Source organism: Nonomuraea sp. NPDC049028 (assembly GCF_043197735.1).
In the GTDB taxonomy this organism is placed as follows: Bacteria; Actinomycetota; Actinomycetes; order Streptosporangiales; family Streptosporangiaceae; genus Nonomuraea.
The window spans coordinates 255,626-277,462 of the sequence record NZ_JBICTR010000006.1 but is presented as its reverse complement, the minus strand read 5'-3'; the positions used below and the strand labels follow the sequence as shown (position 1 = coordinate 277,462).

Genomic DNA, 21,837 nt, shown 5'->3' with positions numbered 1-21,837 from the left:
GTGCTTTCACCCTAACAACCGATTCGTAATCTACGCGCGGCCCAGCCTGCGCAGCAGCAGAGCCGACGGAACCGGTCTGGCTCCCATACGCCGGACGGACTCGGCCACCTCACGGTCAGAGGAGACCACCGCCATGGCCCGGCCCGGCGGCTCGGCGCGGACGAGCTGGCGGATCAGGTCGTCGGCGATCTCGCCGGGTGCGCTGAAGAGCACCCGCACCCCGCGCGGCGCCACCACCTGGACGGGCGCGTTGAGCTCGGCGCCGTCGAAGACCACGGTCACCTCGACCCTGGTCTGCGCGACCAGCCCGCCGAGGCCGGTCATCAGCCGGTTGCGCTGATCGGCCAGGGTCAGCGTGCCGTAGCCGGTCTTGGTCACGTTGTAGCCATCGATGATCAGGTGCACCTGCGGCAGCGCGAGCAGCTGGTCGAGCAGCTGCGGGTCGTCGTCGGCCAGCGCGCGGGCGGGCACGCCCCTGACGCCGGGGCGCTCGCCCGTGAGCGCGGCCACCGAGTCGGCGGGCCTGCTGATCATGGTGGGCAGAGCCAGCTCCCTGCGCAGCCCGGCGGAGGCGTCCTGGAGCGCGTCGAGCAGCACCCTGACGCGGGCGTCCTCGATGCTCCTGCCCTCACGCGCGGCCCGGCGCGAGGCTTCGAGCTGCTTCTCCACGTCGGCCAGCCGCTCGCGGAGCCGGCGCAGCTCGGACTCGCCCGCGCTGCCCGCGGCCGTGGCGGCGGACCTGGCGTCGTCGGCCGCGTGCTCCATCTCCTCGGCGCGGCGCACCGCCGCCTTGCTCCGCTCGCGGGCCTCGTGGAGCTTGCGGCGCAGGTCGGAGTTCTCGGCGCGGGCCGCCCTGAGCTGCTCGCGCAGCCGGTCGGACTCGTCCTTGGCGGCGCTCTTCTGGGCGGCGAGCTGCTCGCGCAGCCGGGTCACCACCTCCTCGCGCTCGGTCCCCTCGGCCGCGACCGCCGACTGCTCGAGATCGGCCCGAGCGGCCTCGACCATCTCCGCCCAGCCGACCGGCCGCGTCAGATAGGCCGCGGCGGCCACCAGCACGGGGTCGGCGGCGGGTGGCACGTTGCCCTCGATCAGCGAGGCGACGAGCTCGGGCCATCCGGCGGCCACCGACTCGGCGACCACCTCGCGGAACTCTTTGTCGTTCTCCAGCTGGGCGGCGATGGGCGCGCTGCCCAGTTTGGCGCGCTTGCGCGGGTCGAACTTGGCGATGCCGCGCAGCGGCGGCGGAATCGTGGCAGCGGGCATGGACCCGAGGACCTGCGCCGCCAGATCGACGACGTTGAGTCTCACCTGCTCGGGAAGCGGGCGAGACAGACCTTCACCCGCTGAACTCATCCCACGGTCCCTTCGTGACATGCCCTTTCAGACAAGGGTACGGCTGTCGTGTACCTGTCCGTAACGGCAGGTCGGATATGGACAAGCGCTTGCTAGGGGTATACGACTGGGCCGGGACCCGCGTTCACCCGGTGTTCATCCAGGAGGCCCACCGTGACGGACGAGATGCGCACCTCCACCCGTGACCTGGAGGAACTGCACGATCGGCTGGGAATCTGGCTCAGCGGGCGAGTTGACCGGCCGGTGACGGTGTCCGAGCTGTCGAGGCCGATGGAAAACGGCATGTCCAGCGAAACGCTCTTCTTCACCGCGTCCTGGCCCGGAGAGCGCGTCCGGTGCGTGGCCAGGATGGCGCCCGCCCAGGAAGCGGTGCCCGTCTTCCCTTCCTACGATCTGCGGGCCCAGTTCGAGATCATGCGCTCGGCCAGGGAGAAAGCTGGAATTCCAGCACCCAGGGCCCTCTGGTTCGAGCCCGACCCCGGCCCGCTGGGCACTCCCTTTTTCATCATGGAACGGGAGGATGGTGACGTACCGCCCGACGTCCTGCCGTACACGTTCGAGGGCTGGATGCTCGACGCGGCGCCGCATGATCGGCGCCGGCTGCAGGACGCGACAGTGGCGATCGTGGCCGCGCTGCACGACGCGCCGTTCACCGAGGGGGACCTGGCCGTACTCCCGGAGGGCGGGCTGCGCCGCCACGTGGACGGGCAGCGCGCCTATTACGAGTGGGCGCACGGCGGGATGCGGATCCCGCTGCTGGAGCGGGGCTTCGACTGGCTGGAGGCGCACTGGCCGCGCGACCCTGGACCCGACGTGCTCTGCTGGGGCGACGCCCGCATCGGGAACGTGATGTATCGGGACTTCAGGCCGGTGGCGGTGTTCGACTGGGAGATGGCCGCGGTGGGGCCGCGCGAGCTCGATCTGGCGTGGATGATCTTCCTGCACCGTTTCTTCCAGGACATTACCGAGGCCATCGGCATGCCCGGAATTCCCGACTTCATGCGACGCGAAGACGTTTGCGGGAAATATCGGGAGCTGACGGGTTATCAGGTGCGGGACATGGAGTTCTACGAGATGTACGCGGCGCTGCGGCACGGGGCCATCATGGCCAGGGTGTGGCAGCGCCGGATCCACTTCGGCGAGCAGCCCATGCCGGACGACCCCGACGACCTGGTGCTGCACCGGGCCACGATCGAGCGGATGCTCAAAGGCTGGCGTCGTACACCGTGAGCGCGATCTGCACCCGGTTGTTGAGGTCCAGCTTGGTGAGGATCCGCGAGACGTGCGCCTTGACCGTGGCCACGCTCATGTAGAGCTCGCGGCCGATGGCGGCGTTCGACTTCCCCTGGCCGACGGCCAGCGCCACGTCGCGCTCGCGCTCGCTGAGCTTGGCCAGCAGGTCACGGGCCCTGTCCGTACGCCGGCCCGCGTGGCCGCCGTCCTCGGAGACGTGCGTGATGAGCTGGCGGGTCACGGCGGGCGACAGGATCGGCTCGCCGGCCGTCACCTTCCGGATCGCCTCGACCAGCTCGCGCGGCGGAATGTCCTTCAGCAGGAACCCCGCCGCCCCCGCGCGCAGCGCCCGCACCACCTGGGCGTCGGCATGGAAGGTGGTCAGCACCACCACCTCGGGCGGCGACTCGGCCGCGCGCAGCGCCTCCGTCGCGGTGAGCCCGTCGACGTCGGGCATCCGGATGTCCATCAGCACCACGTCGGGCCGGTGCGCGGCGATCAGCGGCGGCACCTCCGAGCCGTCGCCCGCCTCGGCCACGATCTCGATGTCGCCCGTCCCGCCGAGGATCATCGACAGTCCGGCTCGCACCAGGGCGTCGTCGTCGACGATCAGCACGCGGATCGGCGCGGTCATGCGTCCTCCCGGGAAGTCTCCACCGGCCAAGGTAACCAGGCGCGCACCAGGAAGTCGCCTTCGCGGGTCGCGCCGTGCTCGAGTCGCCCGCCCGCGAGCTGGGCCCGCTCGGTCAGGCCGATGAGCCCGGCACCGGCTCCGGGGATGCGCGTGCTCTGGCGTACCCGAAGCGGGTTACGGACCTCGGCCGTCAGGCCCGCCCCCGGACCGCCGGCGACCGTGACCGTCACGGGAGCACCGCTCGCGTGCTTGCGCGCGTTCGTGAGCGCCTCCTGGACGATGCGGTAGACGTTGCGGCCCAGCCCCTCCGGCGCGTCACCGGCGTCGAGCGCGAAGTCCACCTCCATGCCCGCCTCATGGCACTCCTCGATCAGCGGGGACAGGTCGGCCAGCGTGGGCTGCGGGCGGTCGGGGACGGGGTCACCGGCCGCGGGTGCCGAGTGGCGCAGCACGCCGATCACCTCGCGCAGGTCCTGCAGCGCGTGGTGGGCGCTGTTCCTGATCGCCCCGGCGGCTCTGGCGATCTCCTCGGCGGGCGCGTCCGGCCGGAACTCCAGCGCGCCCGCGTGCAGGCTGAGCATGGAGATGCGGTGCGCGAGCACGTCGTGCATCTCCCTGGCGATCCGCTCGCGCTCGAGCCGCTTGGCCTCCTCCGCCGCGCTGTCGGCGCGCTGCCTGAGCGACCAGACGAGCTGCCGCCTGGCCCGGACCACGATGCCCCAGGCGAACACGGTCAGCACGATGGCCGCCCCGAAGACGTTCTGCCCCAGCAGGCCCAGCTCCTTGTCGGGCCTGAGCATGGAGAACGGGATCAGCGTCAGGATGCCGAGCAGTGCGACCGGCCCGGAGATCTTGAACGGCCGGTGCACCGCCACGGTGAACAGGGCGACGACCGCGGGCCCGCCCACCAGCGTCAGATAGATCGACAGCACCGTGGTCACCAGCGCCAGCCCGACCGGCCACCTGCGGCGCAACCACACCGCCGCGCAGGCCAGCGCGCCGACCACCTGCTCGATCGCCACCACGGGCGTCGGCTGCCCCTCCAGGTCCGGCATGCTCAGCAGAGCCAGCCCGCAAGCGGCCAGGAACATCAGGACGTCGACGATCCAGTCGCGGGTCGAGCGCCGCACCGGACGCCGCTCGTCGCCGTCCCCCAGCAGGACCGAGGGCAGCAGCCACCGGTATTCCGTCACGTTCCACGAGGTTAGAGCCTGCCCGGGCCCAAGGACAGCGACCAAAGTCGATGGTCGCCGAGACCTACGGCCGACGCGGCGGGCATCGCGGGCGCGGAACGCTGGATGGCGTGAAAGTGATTCTGTACCTGTTGGGCTGGCTGCTGGTGGCGCAGGGCGTCGGCGGCGTGGTCAACACCCTGCTGGGCTGGTGGCGGTGGGCCCACGACCTGCTGCTGGTCAACATCCTGCCGTTCCTCCACGGCCGCGAGATCTTCGCCGCCATCGTGATCGGCGTGCTCGGGCTGGTGCTGCTCTCGGCCTCGGCGTCGATGCGCAAGACGGAGGGCCGGACGTGAGCACCGCCGCGCGACCACGCGAGCCGGACGTGAGCACGACGACGCTGCGTCCGCCGCGCAACCAGGCCGACAGGCGGGCTATCTCCTGGTGGACGGTCCAGGCGATGATCCTGGCCGTGCCGGTGGCCGCCGCCGCGGTGGCGGCCTACTGGCTGTTCACCGAGCGGTCCGTCTGGCTGGGGATCGTGACGGCCGTCTTCGCGGCGGGCTGCCTGCTGCTGGCAGTGGCCGCGCCACGCGCGTACTACCGGGTGGAGCGCTGGGAGGTCACCGGCGAGGCCGTCTACACGCGCAAGGGCTGGCTGACCCACACCTGGCGGGTCGCGCCGATGTCGCGCATCCAGACGGTCGACACCGCGCGGGGGCCGGTGCAGCGGCTGTTCGGGCTGGCGGACGTCACGGTGACCACGGGCTCGGCGGCGGGCGCGATCAAGATCGAGGCGCTGGACCACGAGCTGGCGGCCGAGCTGGCACAGCGGCTCACCACGATCACCCAGGCGACACCGGGGGACGCGACGTGAGCTGGCGGAAACTCTCCTCACGGAGCCTGGGCGCATCGGCGGTGCTGTCGCTGGCGATCGTGGTGCCCGCGGTGACCGTCTTGGTGCGCACGCTGATCGGGCTCGACTGGTCGCTGGGCGCCACGGTCGCGGCGGGCGCGGGCGCGGCGGCGCTGATCGTGGCCGGGGTCCTGGCGTACGACGGGGCCCGGCTCCGCTCCACCCAGTGGCGGCTCACCACGGAGCGCCTGGAACTGCGCTCGGGCATCGCCGTACGGCAGCACCGCTCGATCCCGCGCGACCGCGTGCGCAGCGTCGACCTCACGGCGGATCCGGTACGGCGGGTGTTCGGGCTGACCGTCGTCAAGGTCGGCACCGGAGAGCACCCGGGCGAGGGGACCGAGCTCACCCTTGACCCGCTGGCCAGGTGGGAGGCCGAGGAGCTGCGCCGTACCCTGCTGCGGACCGGCGAGGTCCCGCTCGGGGACGACCGCGCGATGGCGGAGCTGCGGTGGGCCTGGATCAGGTACGCGCCGCTGTCGGTGTGGTCGTTCGCGGGCGGCGCGCTGGTGCTGGGGGCGCTCTACAAGCTGCTGGACGCGTTCGGCGTGAACCTGTTCACCACCGGGACGGCGGCGGGTGCCTGGGGCTGGGTCACGGGGCAGCCGTGGCTGGCGGTGCCGCTGCTCGTGGCGGCCAACGTGGTGATCGGGGTGGCGGGCGCGCTGCTGCTGTTCGCCGAGTCGTGGGGGCGCTACCGGCTGGAGCGCGAACCGGGGCGGCTACGGCTGCGACGTGGGCTGCTGACCAGCCGGTCCCTGACGCTGGAGGAGCGGCGGCTGCGCGGCGTGGAGATCAGCGAGCCACTGCTGCTGCGGCTGGGCGGCGGCGCGCGGGTCAAGGCCGTCGCCACCGGGCTGCGCAAGGCGGCCGAGAACGAAACGGAGGACGTGGCCGCGCTCACCCCACCACTCCCCCGCCCGGTGGCCGAACAGATCGCCGAACGCGTCATGGGTCTGGGACGGCCCGGAGCGGTGGCCTCGCGGGCGGAGCCGGGGCAGGCCGCGACGTCGCCCGCAGTGGGACCGTGGCGGGCCGGGCTGGTGGCGCATCCTGCGGCGGCCCGGCGCAGGCGCCTCGTCCGCGCGGTCGTCGCCGTCGTGGTGCTGGCCGCGTTGGCCGGGGTGCCGCCGCTCCTCTGGACGTGGCAGGCGGGCTGGATCTGGCCTGCGGCCGTGCTGGTCATCGGGCTCCCGACCGGCCTGTGGCTGGCCGCCGACGCCTACCGGGGGCTCGGCCACGCGCTCGGTCCGCACCACCTGATCACCAGGAAGGGCTCGGCCGCACGGCGTACGGTCGCGCTCGACCGGAGCGGCATCGTCGGCTGGACGGTCGAGCAGTCGTTCTTCCAGCGCCGCGCCGGTCTGCTCACGCTTTCGGCGACGACGGCGGCGGGAGACGGGCACTACGACGTGGTCGACGTCGGCACGGGCGAGGGGCTCGACCTGGCGGCACGCGCCGTACCCGGCCTGCTGGAGCCCTTCCTCGCCGGGAAAAGCAGCGAGCCGCGGATCTCCCCCGGCTTGCCCACGCCCCTGTATTGGACAAGCTAGATCACGCGGCTCATTTGCTTTGCGGGGCCCACGCTATTTGCCGCACTTGCAACGCACTTGCAGAGCTGTAACCGTCGCCGTCAAGCTCAGGCCGGGTGGACGATCCACGACGGGAGGATTCGCGGCGGCTCGAAGGGCGGGCTCACCTGCCGAGCCCGCGCCACGCGAGCCGCCAGCGGGCGGCCGGGTGCCTCTGCGGGGAGCTGAGCGGCCCCCAGAGGTCCGGCGCGACGCCGGTCATGCCGGTGACCGTGAGCGAGCTCGCGATGCGCGACAGCGGCCACTGGACGGCCTGAAGCGCCCAGCCAGGCCGGACGCCCACCATCCGGTCGGGCCGGTCGGGCCCGCTGGCCGGTCAGCTGCCGATCGGCTTCTTGGCCAGCTCGGCCAGGTACGTCTTGGCCAGGGACAGCGCCCCGTCACGCGCTTCCTTGTCGGACATCAGCTTGACCTTGGGCGAGTTGACGGGCTCGTCCTTGGGCCGCTCGGCGCCCGAGTAGTCCACCACGATCACCATCGCCCCCTGCCGCAGCAGCACCGTGCCCGTGGAGGCGAACGTCTCGCCGTGCGTGATCCGCACGTACTGGCTGAAGGCCGCCTCTCCCAGGCCCTTGACCTCGGACAGCCCGCTCCACGAGATGCCGCCGATGGTGGAGCCCGCGTTGGCGCCGCGGCTGCCGCGCTGCCCCGTGTAGTAGGCGCGCGCGGCCGGCGCGTCCTCGACGCCGGCCCGGTTGGTGAAGCGGTGCGTGGTGATCAGCGCGCTGCGGATCCGCTTGACATCGGCGCCCACGGGGATGTCCAGGTTCAGCCACCGGCACTCGGTCTGCGCGTCGTTGCCCACCTCGGTGCCGCGGGCGCGCGGCGTGGGAGTGGGGACCAGCCGGCTGACCGGGTCTTTCATGGCCTGGCAGGCGGCCGGGAAGATGGCGAGGTTCGTGGGCGAGGGCGTCCCCTCGGGCTTGGGCGTGCTGGTGACGGCGGCCTTGTCCGGCTGGGCCAGCACGTTGGGGTGCTGCGCCTTCCAGGCCGCTACGCCCTTGGCGATGTGCCCGAGTACGGTGCTGGCCTCGCGGATCCCGTTGGCCTCGGTGACCGACTGGGTGGTCGCGTTACTGAGGATCTGCGCGTCCTTGCGCTGCTGGTCGGCTTGGTACTTGACCTTGATCGTCATGTCGTCGACGCGGGCGTGGGCCTCGCCGAAGGAGTACCACAGCAGCTTGCCGGAACGGCGCCAGGTGTATTGGGCGAACGCGGCGTCACCGATGCCGGGCACGTCCTTGACCGGGGAGACGTACTCCTTCTCCCCCTTCTTCGGCGTGGGCTTGGCCGTCTCGGCGTACTTGCCGCCGCCGTAGTCGATGTCGTAGGAGTTCTGGGCCATGGTCCGGCCGGTCTTGGCGCCGTCGCCGCGGTGCTGCTCGACGCGGACGTCGATCTCCCGGCTGCGCCAGTATTCGCCGAACGAGATGCGGCGGTTGACCCAGTTGCAGGTGAAGCTGAGCGTGTAGTCGGAGTCGTTGGAGCCCTTGGCCACCGTCGCCTGAGGCACGAGGCGATCGGCCTCGCTCTTGGGCAGCATCGAGCACACGTCGAGCGCCGGCGCCGCCGCCGAGACGGGCGACTTGACCGGCTTGGCGCCGGTCGAAGGTGTGGAGCGGGCGACCTTCCCGTACACGATGTACGCACCCGCGCCGCCCCCGATCAGCACGACCACCGCGACGGCCACCACGGGCAGGATCCACGACCGCCTGCGCGGCGGAGGCGGAGGCGGGGGCGGGGGCGGCCCCCAGGGCGATCCGGGCGGTCCGGGTGGCATGGTCGGCTGCTCGAACTGCCTGCCCTGGATCGGATAGGGGTTGGTCGGCGGCTCGAACGCGCTACCGGGATTCACGAGGAACTCCTGAGGTTGCCCTGACTTGCGGGGAAACATGCTAGTCACACCACTTGCAAGATGCTTGCGAAGGGCTTCAGTCGCGCAGCGCCGCGGAGACCACGCGGGCGGACTCGATCGCCGTCTCCCTGTCGGCCGGGGAACTCGGCGGAACGTCCTCGCGGCGCAGGATGACCTCGCCCACGAGATTACTCGTACGGAAGAGCAGCGTGGTGTCCGATCGGCCGGATTTGGTGCTGCTCATGTAGAGCTCGTAGGTGTCCTGCACGAACGCCGCCTCGCCCACGCCCGGCACGTCGGCCAGGGGACCGACGGTCTTGCGGAAGACCGTGCCCTTCGCCGCCGCGCGGCTGCCGCGCTCGCTGTCGAACCGCAGCCGGGCCACGGCGGGACCGCTGTAGTCGCCGTCGGGCTGCTCGGCCCTGGTCCGCACGGTGATCGAGCGGACGATCCGGGAGCCGTCGCGCACCTGCCACACGCACTCGCCCGGCCTGGTGCGTTGCCGCTGCACCGCGCCCGTAGACGCCTGCCCGGGATCCTTCAGCAGTTGCCCGGCCTTTGCGTCACCGATCAGCCCGCACGGGTCGGGCGCCGCCGCGTAGCTGCCCGTCTCCTTCGGCCCGTTCAGTACGCTCACGCCGTACCAGCCGCCCACCCCCACCACGGCGACGGCGGCCAGCACGGCGGGCACGAGCCACCATCGGCGAGCACCGGAAGCGGGCACGAGGCGAGCGCCGGAAGCGGGCACGCCGCTCAACCGCTCGCCGACCTGCTCGGCCGACGGCCGGGCCGCGGGGTCCTTGGCCAACATGGCCATCAGCAGCCCGCCGAGCTCGCGCCCCGCCCTGGCCGGAAACGGCGGGTCGTGCAGCAGCACCGCGGCGGCCACCGCGGCCGGCAGGGCGCGCTCGAACGGCGGCCGGCCCTCCACCGCGGTGTAGAGGCTCGCGCCGAGCGACCACAGGTCGGAGGCGGGGCCGGCGGCATGCTCGTTCAGCCGCTCGGGGGCCATGTAGCCGGGCGAGCCCGCCGTGCCCCGCCGATCGCCCCGGCCGCCCATCGGAGTCGCGATGCCGAAGTCGGTGAGCATGGCCGAGCCGTCGGCGTCGAGCATGATGTTGCCCGGCTTGACGTCCTGATGGAGGATGCCGTGCGCGTGCGCCACCCGCAGCGCCGACAGCACCTGCGCCCCGATGCGGGCCACGGCCTGCGGCGGCAGCGGGCCGCGCTCCTCGATGACCTTGTCCAGCGAGCGCCCGGCGACCAGGTCCATGACGATCCACGGCTGGTCGCCGTCGAGCACCACGTCGTGGACGAGCACGATGGCGGGATCGCGCAGCCGCCCCGCGGACCTGGCCTCATGGATCGCCCGATCGGCGAACTCGGCCCGCTGGCGCGGCGTCAGCCCGGCCGGCACCCGCATCTGCTTGACCGCGACCTGCCGGTCGAGCGTCTGGTCGAGCGCCCGCCACACGGTGCCCGCGCCGCCCTCGCCGAGCCGCTCCACCAGGCGGTAACGGCCGGCCAGGAGGTAGAAGTCAGCCTGCACTGCGCAACGCCCGCTCGCTGGCCCGTGCAGCCTTCAGCGCCGACTGCCTGATGTCCTCGTCGGTGGGCTTGGTGGCGAGCGTGGTGTACTCGACGCTCACCACCAGGTTGGCCAGCCGGTAGTAGACGTGGGCGGAGTGCACCCGCCCCGACGGCCCGGCGAGCTCGAAGGCGAAGCCCTCCTCCCCGACGCCGGTGAGGGCGTGGACCGGAGTGCGCTTGGCCTTGAGTGAGTTCTTCACCCCGATCTCCGGCCAGGTCCAGTCGACCTGGTCGTACTTGGCCCAGTAGCGCTGCTGGTTGCCCAGCAGCGTGTGGGCCGTCACCGGAGTCATCGACCAGGGGTCGGCGGTGTCGGAGTCCTTCTGGAGCTGCAGCCCCACGCCGCTGCCCTGAACCGGCCAGCCGCACTTGGGGCCCACCTCGTCGGAGCCGGGCTGTGGCTTGGGCGGCTGCCGGGTGTTCAGCAGCTCGCCGATCTCGGCCTGGGCGAGGAGCGAGCACACGTTCATGGGGACGCTGAAGGCTTCTGGCACCTTGTCCTGATTTTTCGTCACAAAGTAGGTGACGCCGACGGCGATCAGCAGCACCGCCACGGCGGCGGCGATCCAGACGATCGCCTTACCGCGGCGCTTCACCCGGCCGGGCGCGGTGAGATCGTGCTGCGTCGCGAGCCGGACCGTCCGCCCCGCCGCGACCTCCCCGAGCGCGTGCATGGCGGCCCGCGCGTCGAGGCGGGCGGCGGGATGGCGCGCCATCATGGCGGCGAGGACCGGCCCGATCGGACCGGGCACGACCGGCGGCGGCAGCGTCAGCGTCGCCCTGATCCGCTCGGCCGGCGAGCCGCCGTAGGCCGGCCCACCCGCGGCGGCGGTGAACAGCGTGGCGCCCAGCGACCAGATGTCGCTGGCCGAGCCGCCCGGCTCACCCTCCAGCCGCTCGGGCGCGATGAAGCCGGGCGAGCCGATCATCAGCCCCTGCTCCGTCAGCGTCGCCTGCCCCTCCTGCCGGGCGATGCCGAAGTCGGTGAGCACCACCCGGCCGCCGTCGGTGAGGAAGACGTTGCCCGGCTTGACGTCGCGATGCTGCAACCCCTGCGCGTGCGCGGCGGACAGCGCGTCCAGGACGCGCGCCCCGATGTCGGCGACCTGCTCCTGCGGCATCGCCCCGCGCTCCCGGACCGCGTCCGCGAGCGTCCGGCCCCGCAGCAGCTCCATGACCAGCCACGGCCGCTCGTGCTCGACGATGACGTCGTGCAGCGCCACGATGCCCGGATGCCGCAGCCGCGCGGTCGCCTGCGCCTCGCGTACGGCCCGAGTCACGAGGTCGCCGCGCTCCTTGGCGGACAGGCCCTCGGGCAGCGTGAGCTCCTTGACCGCCACCTCGCGGTCAAGCATCTCGTCCCTGGCCAGCCACACCCTGCCCATGCCGCCGCTACCGAGCGGCCGCAGCAGTGAGTAGCGGCTGGCGAGTCTTCCCCCGGACATAAACGGAAGGGTAACTAAGGATCAAGCCAGACAGTTATTCGTTCGAAACTGATAACTGTCGGTCTACCTCTCTATGGTCTTGGTTCGTGGATCCGGTTCAAGGCACTCTCGACGAGCTCGGCACTCCGCTGAGCGACGTCACGTTCGTCGTGTTCGACCTCGAGACGACCGGGGGTTCCCCGGCCGATCACATGATCACCGAGATCGGCGCGGTCAAGGTGCGGGCGGGCGAGGTGCTCGGGGAGTTCTCCACGCTGGTCGATCCCGGCGGGCCGATCCCGCCGTTCATCTCCGTGCTGACCGGCATCACCGACGCCATGGTGGTGGCCGCGCCGCGCATCGAGTCGGTGCTGCCGGCCTTCCTCGAGTTCATCCGCGGCACGACCCTGGTCGCCCACAACGCGAGCTTCGACACCCGTTTCGTCAAGGCGGCCTGCGCGGCCCACGGCTATCCCCCACCGGCCAACCCGGTCGTCGACACCGTCGACCTGGCCCGCCGCGTGCTGACTCGTGACGAGACGCCCAACGCCAAGCTCGCCACGCTGGCCAGGTTCTTCCGCAGCCCGACCGACCCCTGCCACCGCGCCCTGCAGGACGCCAAGGCCACCGTCCACGTGCTCCACGGGCTGATCGAGCGGGCCGGCTCCTTCCAGGTCCACACGCTCGAAGAGCTCAAGTCCTTCGTCCGCGCCCCCACTCCCGAGCAGCAGCGCAAGCGCCACCTGGCCGAGTCGGTGCCCCACTCCCCCGGCGTCTACCTCTTCGAGGACGAACGCGGCGAGGTCCTCTACATCGGCAAGAGCACCAACCTGCGCAACCGCGTCCGCTCCTACTTCACCGCCAGCGAGACCCGCCCGCGCATCCGCGAGATGATCGGCATCGCCGAGCGGGTCCGCCACATCGTCTGCGCCACCGCCCTCGAAGCCGAAGTACGCGAGCTGCGCCTGATCGGCGGCGCCAAACCCCGCTACAACCGCAGGTCGCGCTTCCCGGAGAAGGTCGTCTGGCTCAAGCTGACCGACGAGCCGTTCCCCCGCCTGTCGATCGTGCGCGAGCTCAAGGACGACGGCGCCGCCTACCTCGGTCCCTTCTCCAGCAGCCGCTCGGCCGACGACGCCCGCATCGCCCTGCACGAGGCGGTGCCGCTGCGCCAATGCACGCAGCCGATCAGCCTGCGCACCCACCGAGCGGCCTGCGTCCTCTACGAGATGGGCCGCTGCGGAGCGCCGTGCGAGGGCAGGGAGAGTCAGACCGACTACGCGCTGCACGCCCAGGCCGCCCGCCGGGCCATGACCCTCGACGCCTCGTCCGTCTTCTCCGCGGTGTCGGCCCGTATGGAGCGCCTCTCGGTCGAGCAGCGCTACGAGGAGGCCTCCGTCGACCGTGACCGTCTCGCGGCCTTCGTCCGCACCGCGGCCCGCATGCAGCGCCTCACGGCCATCACCCGCATCCCCCAGCTGGTCGCCGCCAGCCCGGCCTTCGACGGCGGCTGGGACATCCACGTCATCCGCTACGGCCGGCTCAGCGCGGCCGGCGTCATGCCCCGCGGCGCCCACCCCGTCCCCTATGTCGAGTCCCTCGTGGCCATGGCCGAGAGCGTCATCCCCGGCCCCGGGCCCGTCCACGCGGCCAGCGCCGAGGAGACCGAGTGCATCCTGCGCTGGCTGGAGTCACCGGGGGTGCGCCTGGTGGAGGTCGACGGCGAGTGGAGCCTGCCCGCCCACGGCGCCGCCCGCCACAAGGCCCGCATCGACCTCGCCTACCGCGGCCTCGATCAGGGCCGCTAGAGTTGGCCCATGGTCACGGCTATCGTCCACATCAACGCCGAGGTAGACCGGATCCCGGAGGTCGCCCAGACGATCGCCGAGATCGAGGGGGTCAGCGAGGTCTACTCCATCACCGGCGAATACGACCTGCTGGCGATGGTCCGGGTGGCCGCCTACGAGCAGATCGCCGAGGTGATCCCGGGGCGCCTCAACAAGGTGGCCGGTGTGCTCCACACCGAGACCCACATCGCCTTCCGCACCTACTCCAAGCACGATCTCGACGCGGCGTTCTCGATCGGCTTCGGCGAAAGCGACTAGCTCCACTCCTCCGGCCTCGGGCTGAGCGCCGCCGCCTATAGAGGCGCGATCAGTTTTTACGGCAGGCACGGTGAGCCCCAATGCGCGTGCGGGGCTGGGCCCTGTCCAGGGATACGGTCCTGAGGTGTGCGGGGCTGGGCGCCGTGACGAGACGGTGAGACCGTGGCTTCCGGCGACCCCTCACCGCAACCGCCATGCACCGCTCACTACGCCCGCCGTGTGCGGCTCGATTACTCGCCGTGGGACAGCCGCTTGATCACGCCGGACTCGACGCCGTGCGAGAAGTCACCCGCGCGAGAGAACACCGGTCCTGAAGACACCTGACGCCAAAAGAACGGGCCCGGGCGGATGATCCGCCCGGGCCCGAACCGAAGAGAAACTACCGCGTCACGGAGTGGTCGTCGCCGGCTCCGATCGCCGCGTGCTCCTCCTCATGCTCATGCCCATGCCCGTCGCCGAGAGGAATCTTCTCCCCTCCGTACGCCTTGGACATCCGGGCGCGCAGCTTGCCGAGCGGGCCGCGCATCCCCTTCGGCGGGATGCCCGCGCTGTCGGGCGCGGCCGGCAGCATCAGCACCGGCTCCTTGCCCTGGACGTGCGCGGCGATGTCGTCGTCCGCCGGCGTGTGCAGCTCGATGTACTCGCCGTGCGGCAGCCGCTTGATCACACCCGACTCGACGCCGTGCGAGACGACACCCGCGTCGTAGCGCTGCAGGCCGAGGCAGATGCGATACGTGATCAGGTACGCCAGTGCGGGCGCCACGAAGATCAGCACCCGCCCCGCGTACGTGGTCACGTTCAGGCTGATGTGGAAGTTGGCCGAGATCTCGTCGTTGGCGCCGAGCAACCAGAGCACACCGTAGAACGTGATGGCCGTCATGCCGATCGCGGTGCGGTGCGGGTTGTTGCGCGGACGCTCGGCGATGTGGTGCTCGCGCTTGTCGCCCGTGACCCAGCGTTCCAGGAACGGATAGAGCGCCAGGCCCGTCATGATGATGCCCATGGGCACCAGCGCCGGGATGATGACGCTGAGCGGCAGTGTCCCGGCATGGGACGTGCCGAACAGGTTGATCTCCCACGGCACCATGATGCGCAGCGCGCCTTCGAGGAAGCCCATGTAGAAGTCGGGCTGCGAACCGGCCGAAATGTCGGCGGGCGTGTAGGGCCCGAACAGCCAGATCGGGTTGATCTGGGCGAAGGTCGCCAACCCCGCCACCACCGCGAACGTGAACAGGAAGTACGCGCCCGCCTTGGCCATGAAGGCCGGGTAGAACGGCGCTCCCACCACGTTGTGGTTGTTGCGGTTCTTGCCGGGCATCTGGGTGTGCTTCTGCGTCCACATGAGCACCATGTGGGCGGAGACGAGCGCCAGGATGATGCCTGGGATGAGCAGAATGTGCAGTGAGTAGAACCGGGAGATGACATCCTCACCCGGATATTCCCCGCCGAACAGGAAGAACGTGACGTACGTGCCGACCAGCGGCAGCGAGATCGCCACACCCTCGGTGATCCGCAGACCGGCGCCGGACAGCAGGTCGTCAGGCAGGGAGTAGCCGGTCAGGCCCTCGGCGAGCGCCAGCGTCAGCAGCCCGACGCCGATCAGCCAGTTGAGCTCGCGCGGCTTGCGGTAGGCGCCGGTGAAGAACACCCGCAGCGCGTGCACCATCATGCCGGCCACGAACATCAGGGCCGCCCAGTGGTGCATCTGCCGCATGAGCAGACCACCCCGGACGTCGAAGCTGAGCTCCAGCGACGACGCGTAGGCCTGGGACATCATGACGCCCTTGAGCGGGGCGTACGACCCGTCGTAGGCGATCTCCGCCATGCTCGGCTTGAACCAGAACGTCAGGAACGTACCGGTCAGCAGCAGGATGACGAAGGAGTAGAGCGCGATCTCGCCCAGCAGGAACGACCAGTGGTCGGGGAAGACCTTGCGAAAGTTGCGCTTGAGGAAGTTGCCCGCGCCGAGGCGCTCGTCGAGGAAGTTCGACGGGCCGGCGATGGCCTTGGGTACGGTGGTCAGCTCGCTCATGCCTGGCCTCCCTTGGACCTGGCCTCGGCTTCGGCGTCGCCGCGCTCCCAGTAGCTGGGACCGGGCGGCACGTTGAAGTCCCCCTCGGCGACGAGGAAACCCTCTCCGTCGACCGTGATCGGCAGCTGCGGCAGCGGCCGGGCCGCCGGGCCGAAGATGACCTTCGCTCCGTCGGCGGCGTCGAAGGTCGACTGGTGGCAGGGGCAGAGGATGTGGTGGGTGGTCTGCTCGTAGAGGGCCGCGGGGCAGCCCACGTGCGTGCAGATCTTGGAGTAGGCGACGATCCCGTCGTGGGTCCAGTTCTGGTTGGTCCCGGACTTGATCTCTTCGGGGCGGAACTTGATCAGGATCAGCGTCGCCTTGGCCAGGGCGTTCAGGTCGTGCTGGTAGCCATCGGGCACCACCGACAGGATGCCGCCCGGCGAGTTGAAGTCGGCCGCGCGGATCGGCTGGCCGGTGCCCTCGACGACGAGCCTGCGCGGCTTGCCGTCCTTGGTCTTCTCACCCCAGACCGTGTGCCGCAGCGTCTTGTTGAAGGCGGCGCCGGGCATCTTGGAGTTGTCGAGGTCACGCAGCAGCACCACCGGGAGCAGGCCCAGCGGCGCGGCCGCGAGCAGCAGCGTGCGGCGCAGCAGCTTGCGCTTGACGAAACCGCTCTCGTTGGCGCCCTGAATGAAGGTCTCGGCGACGACCCCCCGCTCCTCCTCGCCGGAGACCATGGGGTGGCGCTCCTGGACCAGGGAGTATTTCGGCATGATCATGCGGACCCAGATCACGATGCCGGAGGCCAGCCCCAGCAGCGCGATCGTCAGCGTGCCGCCGAGCGCCAGGTTGGACACGCCGGTGCTCTCCGGGCTGCCGACCTGGAAGTAGACGTACGAGATGATGAACGCGATGGCCGCGAGGAACGTGACCGTGAAGCAGAGCGCCACGATCTTCTCGGCCTTGCGCGCCTTCTGCTCGTCCTGCAGCGTGACGCCCGGGATCTCTACCTCGACGTCCTCGCGTTCGGGGGCGCCGAGCATCGAGGTGCCCGGCGCGGGGGTGCCGATGACGCGCCGTGGGACGCGCTCGTCCGGCTGCTCGATCTCATGCTCGTTGTCTGTCATGACTTCTGTCGCTTCTTCGCGGTGATCCAGATGGCGGCGAGGGCGAGGGCGCTGAGGCCCGCTATCCAAGCTACGAGACCTTCGGTGACCGGGCCAATACGCCCGAGGCCAAAACCTCCCGGGTCCTTCTGCTCGCGAACATTGGTGATGTAGGCGATCATGCTGCGCTTCTCTTCAGGCGTGATCGTCGAGTCGTTGAAGACCGGCATCGCCTGCGGGCCGGTGATCATGGCCTCGTAGATCTGCGTGGGAGACGCCTGGTTCAGGTTGGGGGCGTATTTGCCCTGCGTCAGCGCGCCGCCCGCGCCGGCCCAGTTGTGGCACTGGATGCAGTTGGCGCGGAACAGCTCACCGCCCTTGCCCGCGTCGCCGAGCTTGGCGTCGACCTGCTCCTTGCCGGGCACCTGCGGGCCGCCGCCGAGCGACTGCACGTAGGCGCCGAGCTTGCGGATCGAGTCCGGGTTGACCCACTTGCTCTCCGGCTTGCGCGGCGCCTGGGCGCCGGAGTCGGCCGCGGGCATGCGGCCGGTGCTCACCTGGAAGTCGACGGCCGCGGCCCCGACGCCGATGAGCGTGGGAGCCTTCCCGCTGATGCCCTGCGCGTTGAGCCCGTGGCAGCTGGAGCAGTGCAGCTCGAACAGGGCCTTGCCCTCGGCCACGTCGTCGACCCTGCCTGACGCGAGGGCCGCGTCAGCAGGCTTACCCACCTGAACAAAGGCGGTGTATGCCATCCCGACCAGCGCCAACGCGAAAATCAGGACGGCGTATCTCGCGAGGGGATGCCGCCGCCAAGCGGTGATCCTAGTCACAGAGATCCCGTTCCTTAACGAATAATGTAGATGGTCGCGAAAAGACCGATCCAGACGACGTCGACGAAGTGCCAGTAGTAGGACACGACGATGGCGCTGGTGGCCTGCTCATGCGTGAAGCGCTTCGCGGCGTACGTCCGTCCCAGCATGAAGAGGAACGCGATCAGGCCACCCGTTACGTGCAGGCCGTGGAAGCCCGTCGTCAGGTAGAACACCGAGGTGAAGGCGTTCGCGGACAGGGTCGCGCCCTCCTTCGCCAGCTCGCCGTACTCGTACAGCTGACCGGCGACGAAGACCGCGCCCATCAGGAAGCTCACGAGATACCAGAAGCGGAGCTTGCCGACCTGCCCCTTCTCCGCGGCCCATACGCCCAGCTGGCACGTCACACTCGACAGGACCAGGATGATCGTGTTGACCGTCGCGAACGGGATGTTCAGGTGAGCGCCTTCGGCTTCCACGCCCTTCTGCAGGAGCGCGGGGCCCCACTCGAGGCCGTTGCCCTCGCTCACCGACCGGATGGTGAAGTACATCGCGAACAGCGCCGCGAAGAACATGAGCTCAGAGGACAGCCAGACGATCGTACCGACGCTGACCAGATTGGGTCTGCGGTACGGCTGTGCTGTCGTCGTCGAAGTTATTGCGGATGCTGTCGCCACGGGCAGCATTATTGCGGCTTCTGTGGGCGGTCCCGCGCACGACCCCCCCGTAAGCAGGAACAAACATGCCCGTAACCTCAAAAAATGAGGACAAAACGCCCGCCAGAGACAGCGGCCTGGGATTGCGGGCCGGGGCACCGGTACGATCCCAGGTGACCATACAGCTACGACCGATAGTGAGCGCGACCGTGAGCACCGACGACACGATGAGGGTCCTCGTCTACAGCGACGACGCCGCCACCCGTGAAGAGGTTCGGCTGGCGATCGGCCGGCGACCCGCCGCCGATGTCCCCCTCGTGGAGATCGTGGAGTGCGCCACCGAGCCCAAGGTTCACCAGTGGCTGGGCTCCGGCGAGATCGACGTGGCCATCCTCGACGGCGAGACCCAGCCCGCCGGCGGCATGGGCGTCTCGCGCCAGGCCAAGGACGAGGTCTACGACTGCCCGCCCGTCTGCCTGATCATCGCCCGGCGCGACGACCGCTGGCTGGCCGACTGGTCCAAGGCCGACGCCGTGGTCCCGCAGCCGCTGGAGCCCATGGTCCTGGCCGACACCGTCGCCGACCTGATGCGCCGCCGCGCCTCGACCCGACTCAACGCGAAGTAGGTGCCCGCCGTGGATGCCCGGACGACCTGGCCCGCCCTGCTCTCGGCTCTCCTGTCGGGTGAGCATCTGACCGCCGATGAGACCTCCTGGGCGATGCGGGAGATCATGTCCGGCTCCGCGACGTCGGCCCAGATCGCCGGGTTCGCGGTCGCGCTGCGGGCCAAGGGCGAGACGGTGGCCGAGGTCGTGGGCCTGGCCCGCACCATGCTGGAGCTGGCCACCCCGCTCGACGTCGAGGGCCCGGTCGTCGACGTCGTCGGCACCGGCGGCGACCGCGCCCACACGGTCAACGTCTCGACGATGGCCGCCATCGTGGCCGCCGGCGCGGGCGCCCGCGTGGTCAAGCACGGCAACCGCGCCGCCTCCTCCTCGTGCGGCGCCGCCGACGTGCTGGAGCACCTGGGCATCCGCCTCGACCTGACGCCCGAGCAGACGGCCCTCGTCGCCCGCGAGGCGGGCATCGCCTTCTGCTTCGCCCCGGTCTACCACCCCGCGCTGCGCTTCGCCGGGCCGCCGCGCAAGGAGATCGGCGTCCCGACGGTCTTCAACTTCCTCGGCCCGCTCACCAACCCGGCCCGCCCCGCCGCCCAGGCCATCGGTGTCTTCGACAAGAACATGCTGCCGGTCCTCGCGGGCGTCTTCGCCGAGCGCGGCGTCTCCGCCCTGGTCTTCCGCGGCGACGACGGCCTCGACGAGCTCACGATCGCCACGACCTCCACGGTCTGGATCGTCAAGGAAGGCGCCGCGACCCAGACCGTCTTCGACCCCTCCGTTCTCGGCATCCCCCGGGCCGACGCGGGCGCCCTCAAGGGCGGCGACGTCGACTTCAACGCCCAGGCGGTCCATGACCTCCTGCGCGGCAAGACGGGCCCGGTGCGCGACGCCGTGCTGCTCAACGCGGCGGCGGCCCTGGTGGCGCTGGACGGACCCGGCGACGACCTCGACGCGGCGATGATCGACGGCTACGCGCGCGCCGTCCAGGCCGTCGACTCCGGCCGCGCCGCCGCCGCCCTGGACCGCTGGATAGAGACCAGCCGCTCCCTCAGCCCGGCTTGACCCCATCGGGACCTGGCGACCGCAGGACGCTCAAGAGGGCTCCCACGAGGACCCCAGGGACGGACAGAGGGCCTCAGCCGTAGCGCCTTGCACGGGCCTTCCGCGATAAGAGCTCTCAGCGGTTAAGGAGCGTTCAGCGGTTAAGGAGCGTTCAGCGGTTAAGGAGTGTTCAGCGGTTAAGGAGCGTTCAGCGGTTAAGGAGTGTTCAGCGGTTGAGGAGTGTTCAGCGGTTGAGGAGTGTTCAGCGGTTGAGGAGTGTTCAGCGGTTGAGGAGTGTTCAGCGGTTGGGGAGTGTTCAGCGGTTGAGGAGTGTTCAGCGGTTGAGGAGCATGGTGGGGGCGGCCTTGAGTGAGCTCCACTTGAGCCACTCCCGCCAGCTCTCCTGCCAGTGCCCCCACCCGTTGGTCGGCTCCAGCACCCGGGGCGAGCCCGTGATGATGATCGGGTCCCCGATCAGTGTGTTCTTGAGGAACCAGGCCGCGTTCTCCGGGCTGACGTTCACGCACCCGTGGCTCACGTTGGCGTAGCCCTGCGAGCCGACCGACCACGGCGCGCTGTGGATGTACTCGCCGCTGTTGGAGATGCGCACGGTGTCGTAGACGGTCAGCTGGTAGTAGCCCGCCGAGCCGGGCCCGATGCCGGGTGAGGTCATGACGGTCACCGGCTCCCTGGACATGGCCAGGTGGATGCCGGAGGTCGTGTAGTACTTCCAGTCGCCGCCCTGGCCGGCGCTCATCGGCATGGTGCGGATCGTCTTGCCGTCACGGCGGACCGTCAGCACGTGGACGTCGGTGCTGCCCTTGGTGATCTGCGAACGGCCGATCTTGAAGTCGAAGGCGAAGTCGCGCTTGCCGTACACGCCCTCGGCCCCGCGTACGCCGGCCAGGTGGGCCTCCATGCGGACGTTGGTGTGGGCCGGCCAGTAGTGCAGCGGCCGGAAGTCCACGTGCCGGTCGTCGAACCAGTGCCAGGCTCCCTCGACCGGCTTCGAGCTGTGGATGACGAGATTGCGCTCGACCGCCACCCGGTCGGTGATCGGCTGGTCGAACGTGACCATGACCGGCATGCCGACGCCGACCGTCAGACCGGTGTCGTAGCGGTTCGGCGTCACCGTCTCGATGTCGAAGGTCTTGGTCGCCTTGACCGTCGAGAACGTGCTGGTGCTCTCGATCGGCTTGCCGTCGGCTCCGGCGGCGAGCGTGGTGATCGTGTACGTGGTGCCCGGCCTGGCGGTACGGGTGCTGCGCCAGGCGGTGCCGTCGGCGCTGAGCACGCCCGGCAGTTCGCCCGCCTTGCCGCCGCCCTGGATCCGGACGCTCTTGAGGGTGCCGGACTGCGCGGTGACGACCACGGTCTGGTCCGTCGGGATATTTCCGGCTTTGTTGAGTGGATTCACCACCACGGTGGCCGCCACAGGCGGCTTCGCGACCCCGTCACCGACCGCGGCGGTCTGACCGGCCGCGGCCCCGGCAGCCGGACCCCCGGTGGCGGCACCGGTCGCCCCGGCGCTTCCGGAAGGGTCGGTCTGGGTCCCAGAACACGATGTCAGCAGGGCCAGGGCCAGCAGCCCGGCGGATCCATGAGCCAAGCGCCCCACGTGCACTCCCCCGTCCGAGATCGATCCATTCCCCTCACTTGTTACCCTGAGTGCTTGATTCGTCACATCCGTGTACCGGCAAAGAACAACAAAAAG

The 21,837-nt window shown here is 70.4% G+C and carries 20 protein-coding genes; 9 read left to right on the top strand and 11 right to left on the bottom strand.

What is annotated here, in order from left to right:
* Window positions 1–30 precede the first annotated feature (30 nt).
* Window positions 31–1,308, bottom strand: a complete 1,278-nt coding sequence (locus ACGFJ2_RS24650) for an NYN domain-containing protein (RefSeq protein ID WP_393471912.1) — start codon at window positions 1,306–1,308, stop codon at window positions 31–33.
* Window positions 1,309–1,506: 198 nt separating this feature from the next.
* Here ACGFJ2_RS24650 and ACGFJ2_RS24645 point away from each other — a divergent pair, with 198 nt between their 5' ends.
* Window positions 1,507–2,583 carry a phosphotransferase family protein gene (locus tag ACGFJ2_RS24645; protein WP_357944994.1) on the top strand — a complete coding sequence of 359 codons (1,077 nt, stop codon included), beginning with the start codon at window positions 1,507–1,509 and terminating at the stop codon, window positions 2,581–2,583.
* Here the strand turns inward: ACGFJ2_RS24645 and ACGFJ2_RS24640 are convergent.
* On the bottom strand, window positions 2,558–3,220 hold the full coding sequence (locus ACGFJ2_RS24640; protein WP_393471909.1) for a response regulator: 663 nt from the start codon (window positions 3,218–3,220) through the stop codon (window positions 2,558–2,560). The genes ACGFJ2_RS24645 and ACGFJ2_RS24640 overlap by 26 nt on opposite strands.
* Complete coding sequence (locus ACGFJ2_RS24635; protein ID WP_357944989.1) at window positions 3,217–4,413, bottom strand: histidine kinase; 1,197 nt, start codon at window positions 4,411–4,413, stop codon at window positions 3,217–3,219. Before ACGFJ2_RS24635 ends, ACGFJ2_RS24640 begins: the two co-directional genes overlap by 4 nt.
* 110 nt (window positions 4,414–4,523) lie before the next feature.
* On the opposite strand from ACGFJ2_RS24635, the gene ACGFJ2_RS24630 reads away from it, so the two are divergent.
* The 4 genes from ACGFJ2_RS24630 (at window position 4,524) to ACGFJ2_RS24615 (ending at window position 7,160) form a co-directional block, all read left to right on the top strand.
* Window positions 4,524–4,751 carry a hypothetical protein gene (locus ACGFJ2_RS24630; protein WP_393471906.1) on the top strand — a complete coding sequence of 76 codons (228 nt, stop codon included), beginning with the start codon at window positions 4,524–4,526 and terminating at the stop codon, window positions 4,749–4,751.
* Window positions 4,748–5,272: a PH domain-containing protein gene (locus ACGFJ2_RS24625; RefSeq protein WP_393471903.1), complete on the top strand. Its 525-nt coding sequence runs from the start codon at window positions 4,748–4,750 to the stop codon at window positions 5,270–5,272. The genes ACGFJ2_RS24630 and ACGFJ2_RS24625 overlap by 4 nt, the downstream gene beginning before the upstream one ends.
* Window positions 5,269–6,864 carry a PH domain-containing protein gene (locus tag ACGFJ2_RS24620; RefSeq protein WP_393471900.1) on the top strand — a complete coding sequence of 532 codons (1,596 nt, stop codon included), beginning with the start codon at window positions 5,269–5,271 and terminating at the stop codon, window positions 6,862–6,864. The genes ACGFJ2_RS24625 and ACGFJ2_RS24620 overlap by 4 nt, the downstream gene beginning before the upstream one ends.
* A gap of 95 nt (window positions 6,865–6,959) precedes the next feature.
* The gene (locus tag ACGFJ2_RS24615; RefSeq protein WP_357944981.1) at window positions 6,960–7,160 is read left to right on the top strand and encodes a hypothetical protein; all 201 of its coding nucleotides are present in this window, start codon (window positions 6,960–6,962) and stop codon (window positions 7,158–7,160) included.
* A gap of 59 nt (window positions 7,161–7,219) precedes the next feature.
* On the opposite strand, the gene ACGFJ2_RS24610 is transcribed toward ACGFJ2_RS24615, so the two are convergent.
* From ACGFJ2_RS24610 to ACGFJ2_RS24600, 3 genes are all read right to left on the bottom strand, one after another.
* Window positions 7,220–8,758, bottom strand: a complete 1,539-nt coding sequence (locus tag ACGFJ2_RS24610) for a hypothetical protein (RefSeq protein WP_393471897.1) — start codon at window positions 8,756–8,758, stop codon at window positions 7,220–7,222.
* Between the two features lie 76 nt (window positions 8,759–8,834).
* Window positions 8,835–10,307, bottom strand: coding sequence for a serine/threonine-protein kinase (locus tag ACGFJ2_RS24605; RefSeq protein ID WP_357944976.1), 1,473 nt, complete (start codon window positions 10,305–10,307; stop codon window positions 8,835–8,837).
* Window positions 10,297–11,793 carry a serine/threonine-protein kinase gene (locus ACGFJ2_RS24600; RefSeq protein ID WP_393471893.1) on the bottom strand — a complete coding sequence of 499 codons (1,497 nt, stop codon included), beginning with the start codon at window positions 11,791–11,793 and terminating at the stop codon, window positions 10,297–10,299. Before ACGFJ2_RS24600 ends, ACGFJ2_RS24605 begins: the two co-directional genes overlap by 11 nt.
* Window positions 11,794–11,879: 86 nt before the next feature.
* Here ACGFJ2_RS24600 and ACGFJ2_RS24595 point away from each other — a divergent pair, with 86 nt between their 5' ends.
* Both ACGFJ2_RS24595 and ACGFJ2_RS24590 read left to right on the top strand, forming a co-directional pair.
* Entirely contained in the window at window positions 11,880–13,580 is a 1,701-nt protein-coding gene (locus ACGFJ2_RS24595) for a DEDD exonuclease domain-containing protein (RefSeq protein ID WP_393471890.1), read from the top strand.
* A gap of 9 nt (window positions 13,581–13,589) precedes the next feature.
* Window positions 13,590–13,877, top strand: a complete 288-nt coding sequence (locus ACGFJ2_RS24590) for an Lrp/AsnC family transcriptional regulator (protein ID WP_225298448.1) — start codon at window positions 13,590–13,592, stop codon at window positions 13,875–13,877.
* A 379-nt stretch (window positions 13,878–14,256) separates the two neighbouring features.
* On the opposite strand, the gene ACGFJ2_RS24585 is transcribed toward ACGFJ2_RS24590, so the two are convergent.
* Genes ACGFJ2_RS24585 through ACGFJ2_RS24570 form a run of 4 tightly spaced genes read right to left on the bottom strand, consistent with a single transcriptional unit; the run spans window position 14,257 to window position 18,492 of the window.
* Window positions 14,257–15,909 carry a ubiquinol-cytochrome c reductase cytochrome b subunit gene (locus ACGFJ2_RS24585; RefSeq protein ID WP_357944967.1) on the bottom strand — a complete coding sequence of 551 codons (1,653 nt, stop codon included), beginning with the start codon at window positions 15,907–15,909 and terminating at the stop codon, window positions 14,257–14,259.
* Window positions 15,906–17,018 (bottom strand): Rieske 2Fe-2S domain-containing protein, encoded by a 1,113-nt coding sequence (locus ACGFJ2_RS24580; RefSeq protein ID WP_393471886.1) that lies wholly within the window; start codon window positions 17,016–17,018, stop codon window positions 15,906–15,908. Before ACGFJ2_RS24580 ends, ACGFJ2_RS24585 begins: the two co-directional genes overlap by 4 nt.
* Window positions 17,015–17,827 carry a c-type cytochrome gene (locus ACGFJ2_RS24575; protein WP_357944962.1) on the bottom strand — a complete coding sequence of 271 codons (813 nt, stop codon included), beginning with the start codon at window positions 17,825–17,827 and terminating at the stop codon, window positions 17,015–17,017. Before ACGFJ2_RS24575 ends, ACGFJ2_RS24580 begins: the two co-directional genes overlap by 4 nt.
* Window positions 17,828–17,841: 14 nt before the next feature.
* Window positions 17,842–18,492 (bottom strand): heme-copper oxidase subunit III, encoded by a 651-nt coding sequence (locus tag ACGFJ2_RS24570; RefSeq protein WP_225298440.1) that lies wholly within the window; start codon window positions 18,490–18,492, stop codon window positions 17,842–17,844.
* A gap of 197 nt (window positions 18,493–18,689) precedes the next feature.
* On the opposite strand from ACGFJ2_RS24570, the gene ACGFJ2_RS24565 reads away from it, so the two are divergent.
* Both ACGFJ2_RS24565 and trpD read left to right on the top strand, forming a co-directional pair.
* The gene (locus ACGFJ2_RS24565) at window positions 18,690–19,088 is read left to right on the top strand and encodes a hypothetical protein (RefSeq protein ID WP_357641975.1); all 399 of its coding nucleotides are present in this window, start codon (window positions 18,690–18,692) and stop codon (window positions 19,086–19,088) included.
* 9 nt (window positions 19,089–19,097) lie between these two features.
* Window positions 19,098–20,144, top strand: a complete 1,047-nt coding sequence (gene trpD, locus ACGFJ2_RS24560) for an anthranilate phosphoribosyltransferase (RefSeq protein ID WP_357944960.1) — start codon at window positions 19,098–19,100, stop codon at window positions 20,142–20,144.
* Window positions 20,145–20,457: 313 nt separating this feature from the next.
* Here the strand turns inward: trpD and ACGFJ2_RS24555 are convergent, their stop codons facing one another.
* Window positions 20,458–21,741: an Ig-like domain-containing protein gene (locus ACGFJ2_RS24555; protein ID WP_357944957.1), complete on the bottom strand. Its 1,284-nt coding sequence runs from the start codon at window positions 21,739–21,741 to the stop codon at window positions 20,458–20,460.
* Between the last annotated feature and the right edge of the window lie 96 nt (window positions 21,742–21,837).

Coding starts and splice junctions, on each gene's coding strand:
- ACGFJ2_RS24565 (WP_357641975.1), top strand. CDS start 18,690: ATGAGGGTCCTCGTCTACAGCGACGACGCCGCCACCCGTGAAGAGGTT.
- ACGFJ2_RS24590 (WP_225298448.1), top strand. CDS start 13,590: ATGGTCACGGCTATCGTCCACATCAACGCCGAGGTAGACCGGATCCCG.
- ACGFJ2_RS24585 (WP_357944967.1), bottom strand. CDS start 15,909: ATGAGCGAGCTGACCACCGTACCCAAGGCCATCGCCGGCCCGTCGAAC.
- ACGFJ2_RS24580 (WP_393471886.1), bottom strand. CDS start 17,018: ATGACAGACAACGAGCATGAGATCGAGCAGCCGGACGAGCGCGTCCCA.
- ACGFJ2_RS24600 (WP_393471893.1), bottom strand. CDS start 11,793: ATGTCCGGGGGAAGACTCGCCAGCCGCTACTCACTGCTGCGGCCGCTC.
- ACGFJ2_RS24640 (WP_393471909.1), bottom strand. CDS start 3,220: ATGACCGCGCCGATCCGCGTGCTGATCGTCGACGACGACGCCCTGGTG.
- ACGFJ2_RS24570 (WP_225298440.1), bottom strand. CDS start 18,492: ATGCTGCCCGTGGCGACAGCATCCGCAATAACTTCGACGACGACAGCA.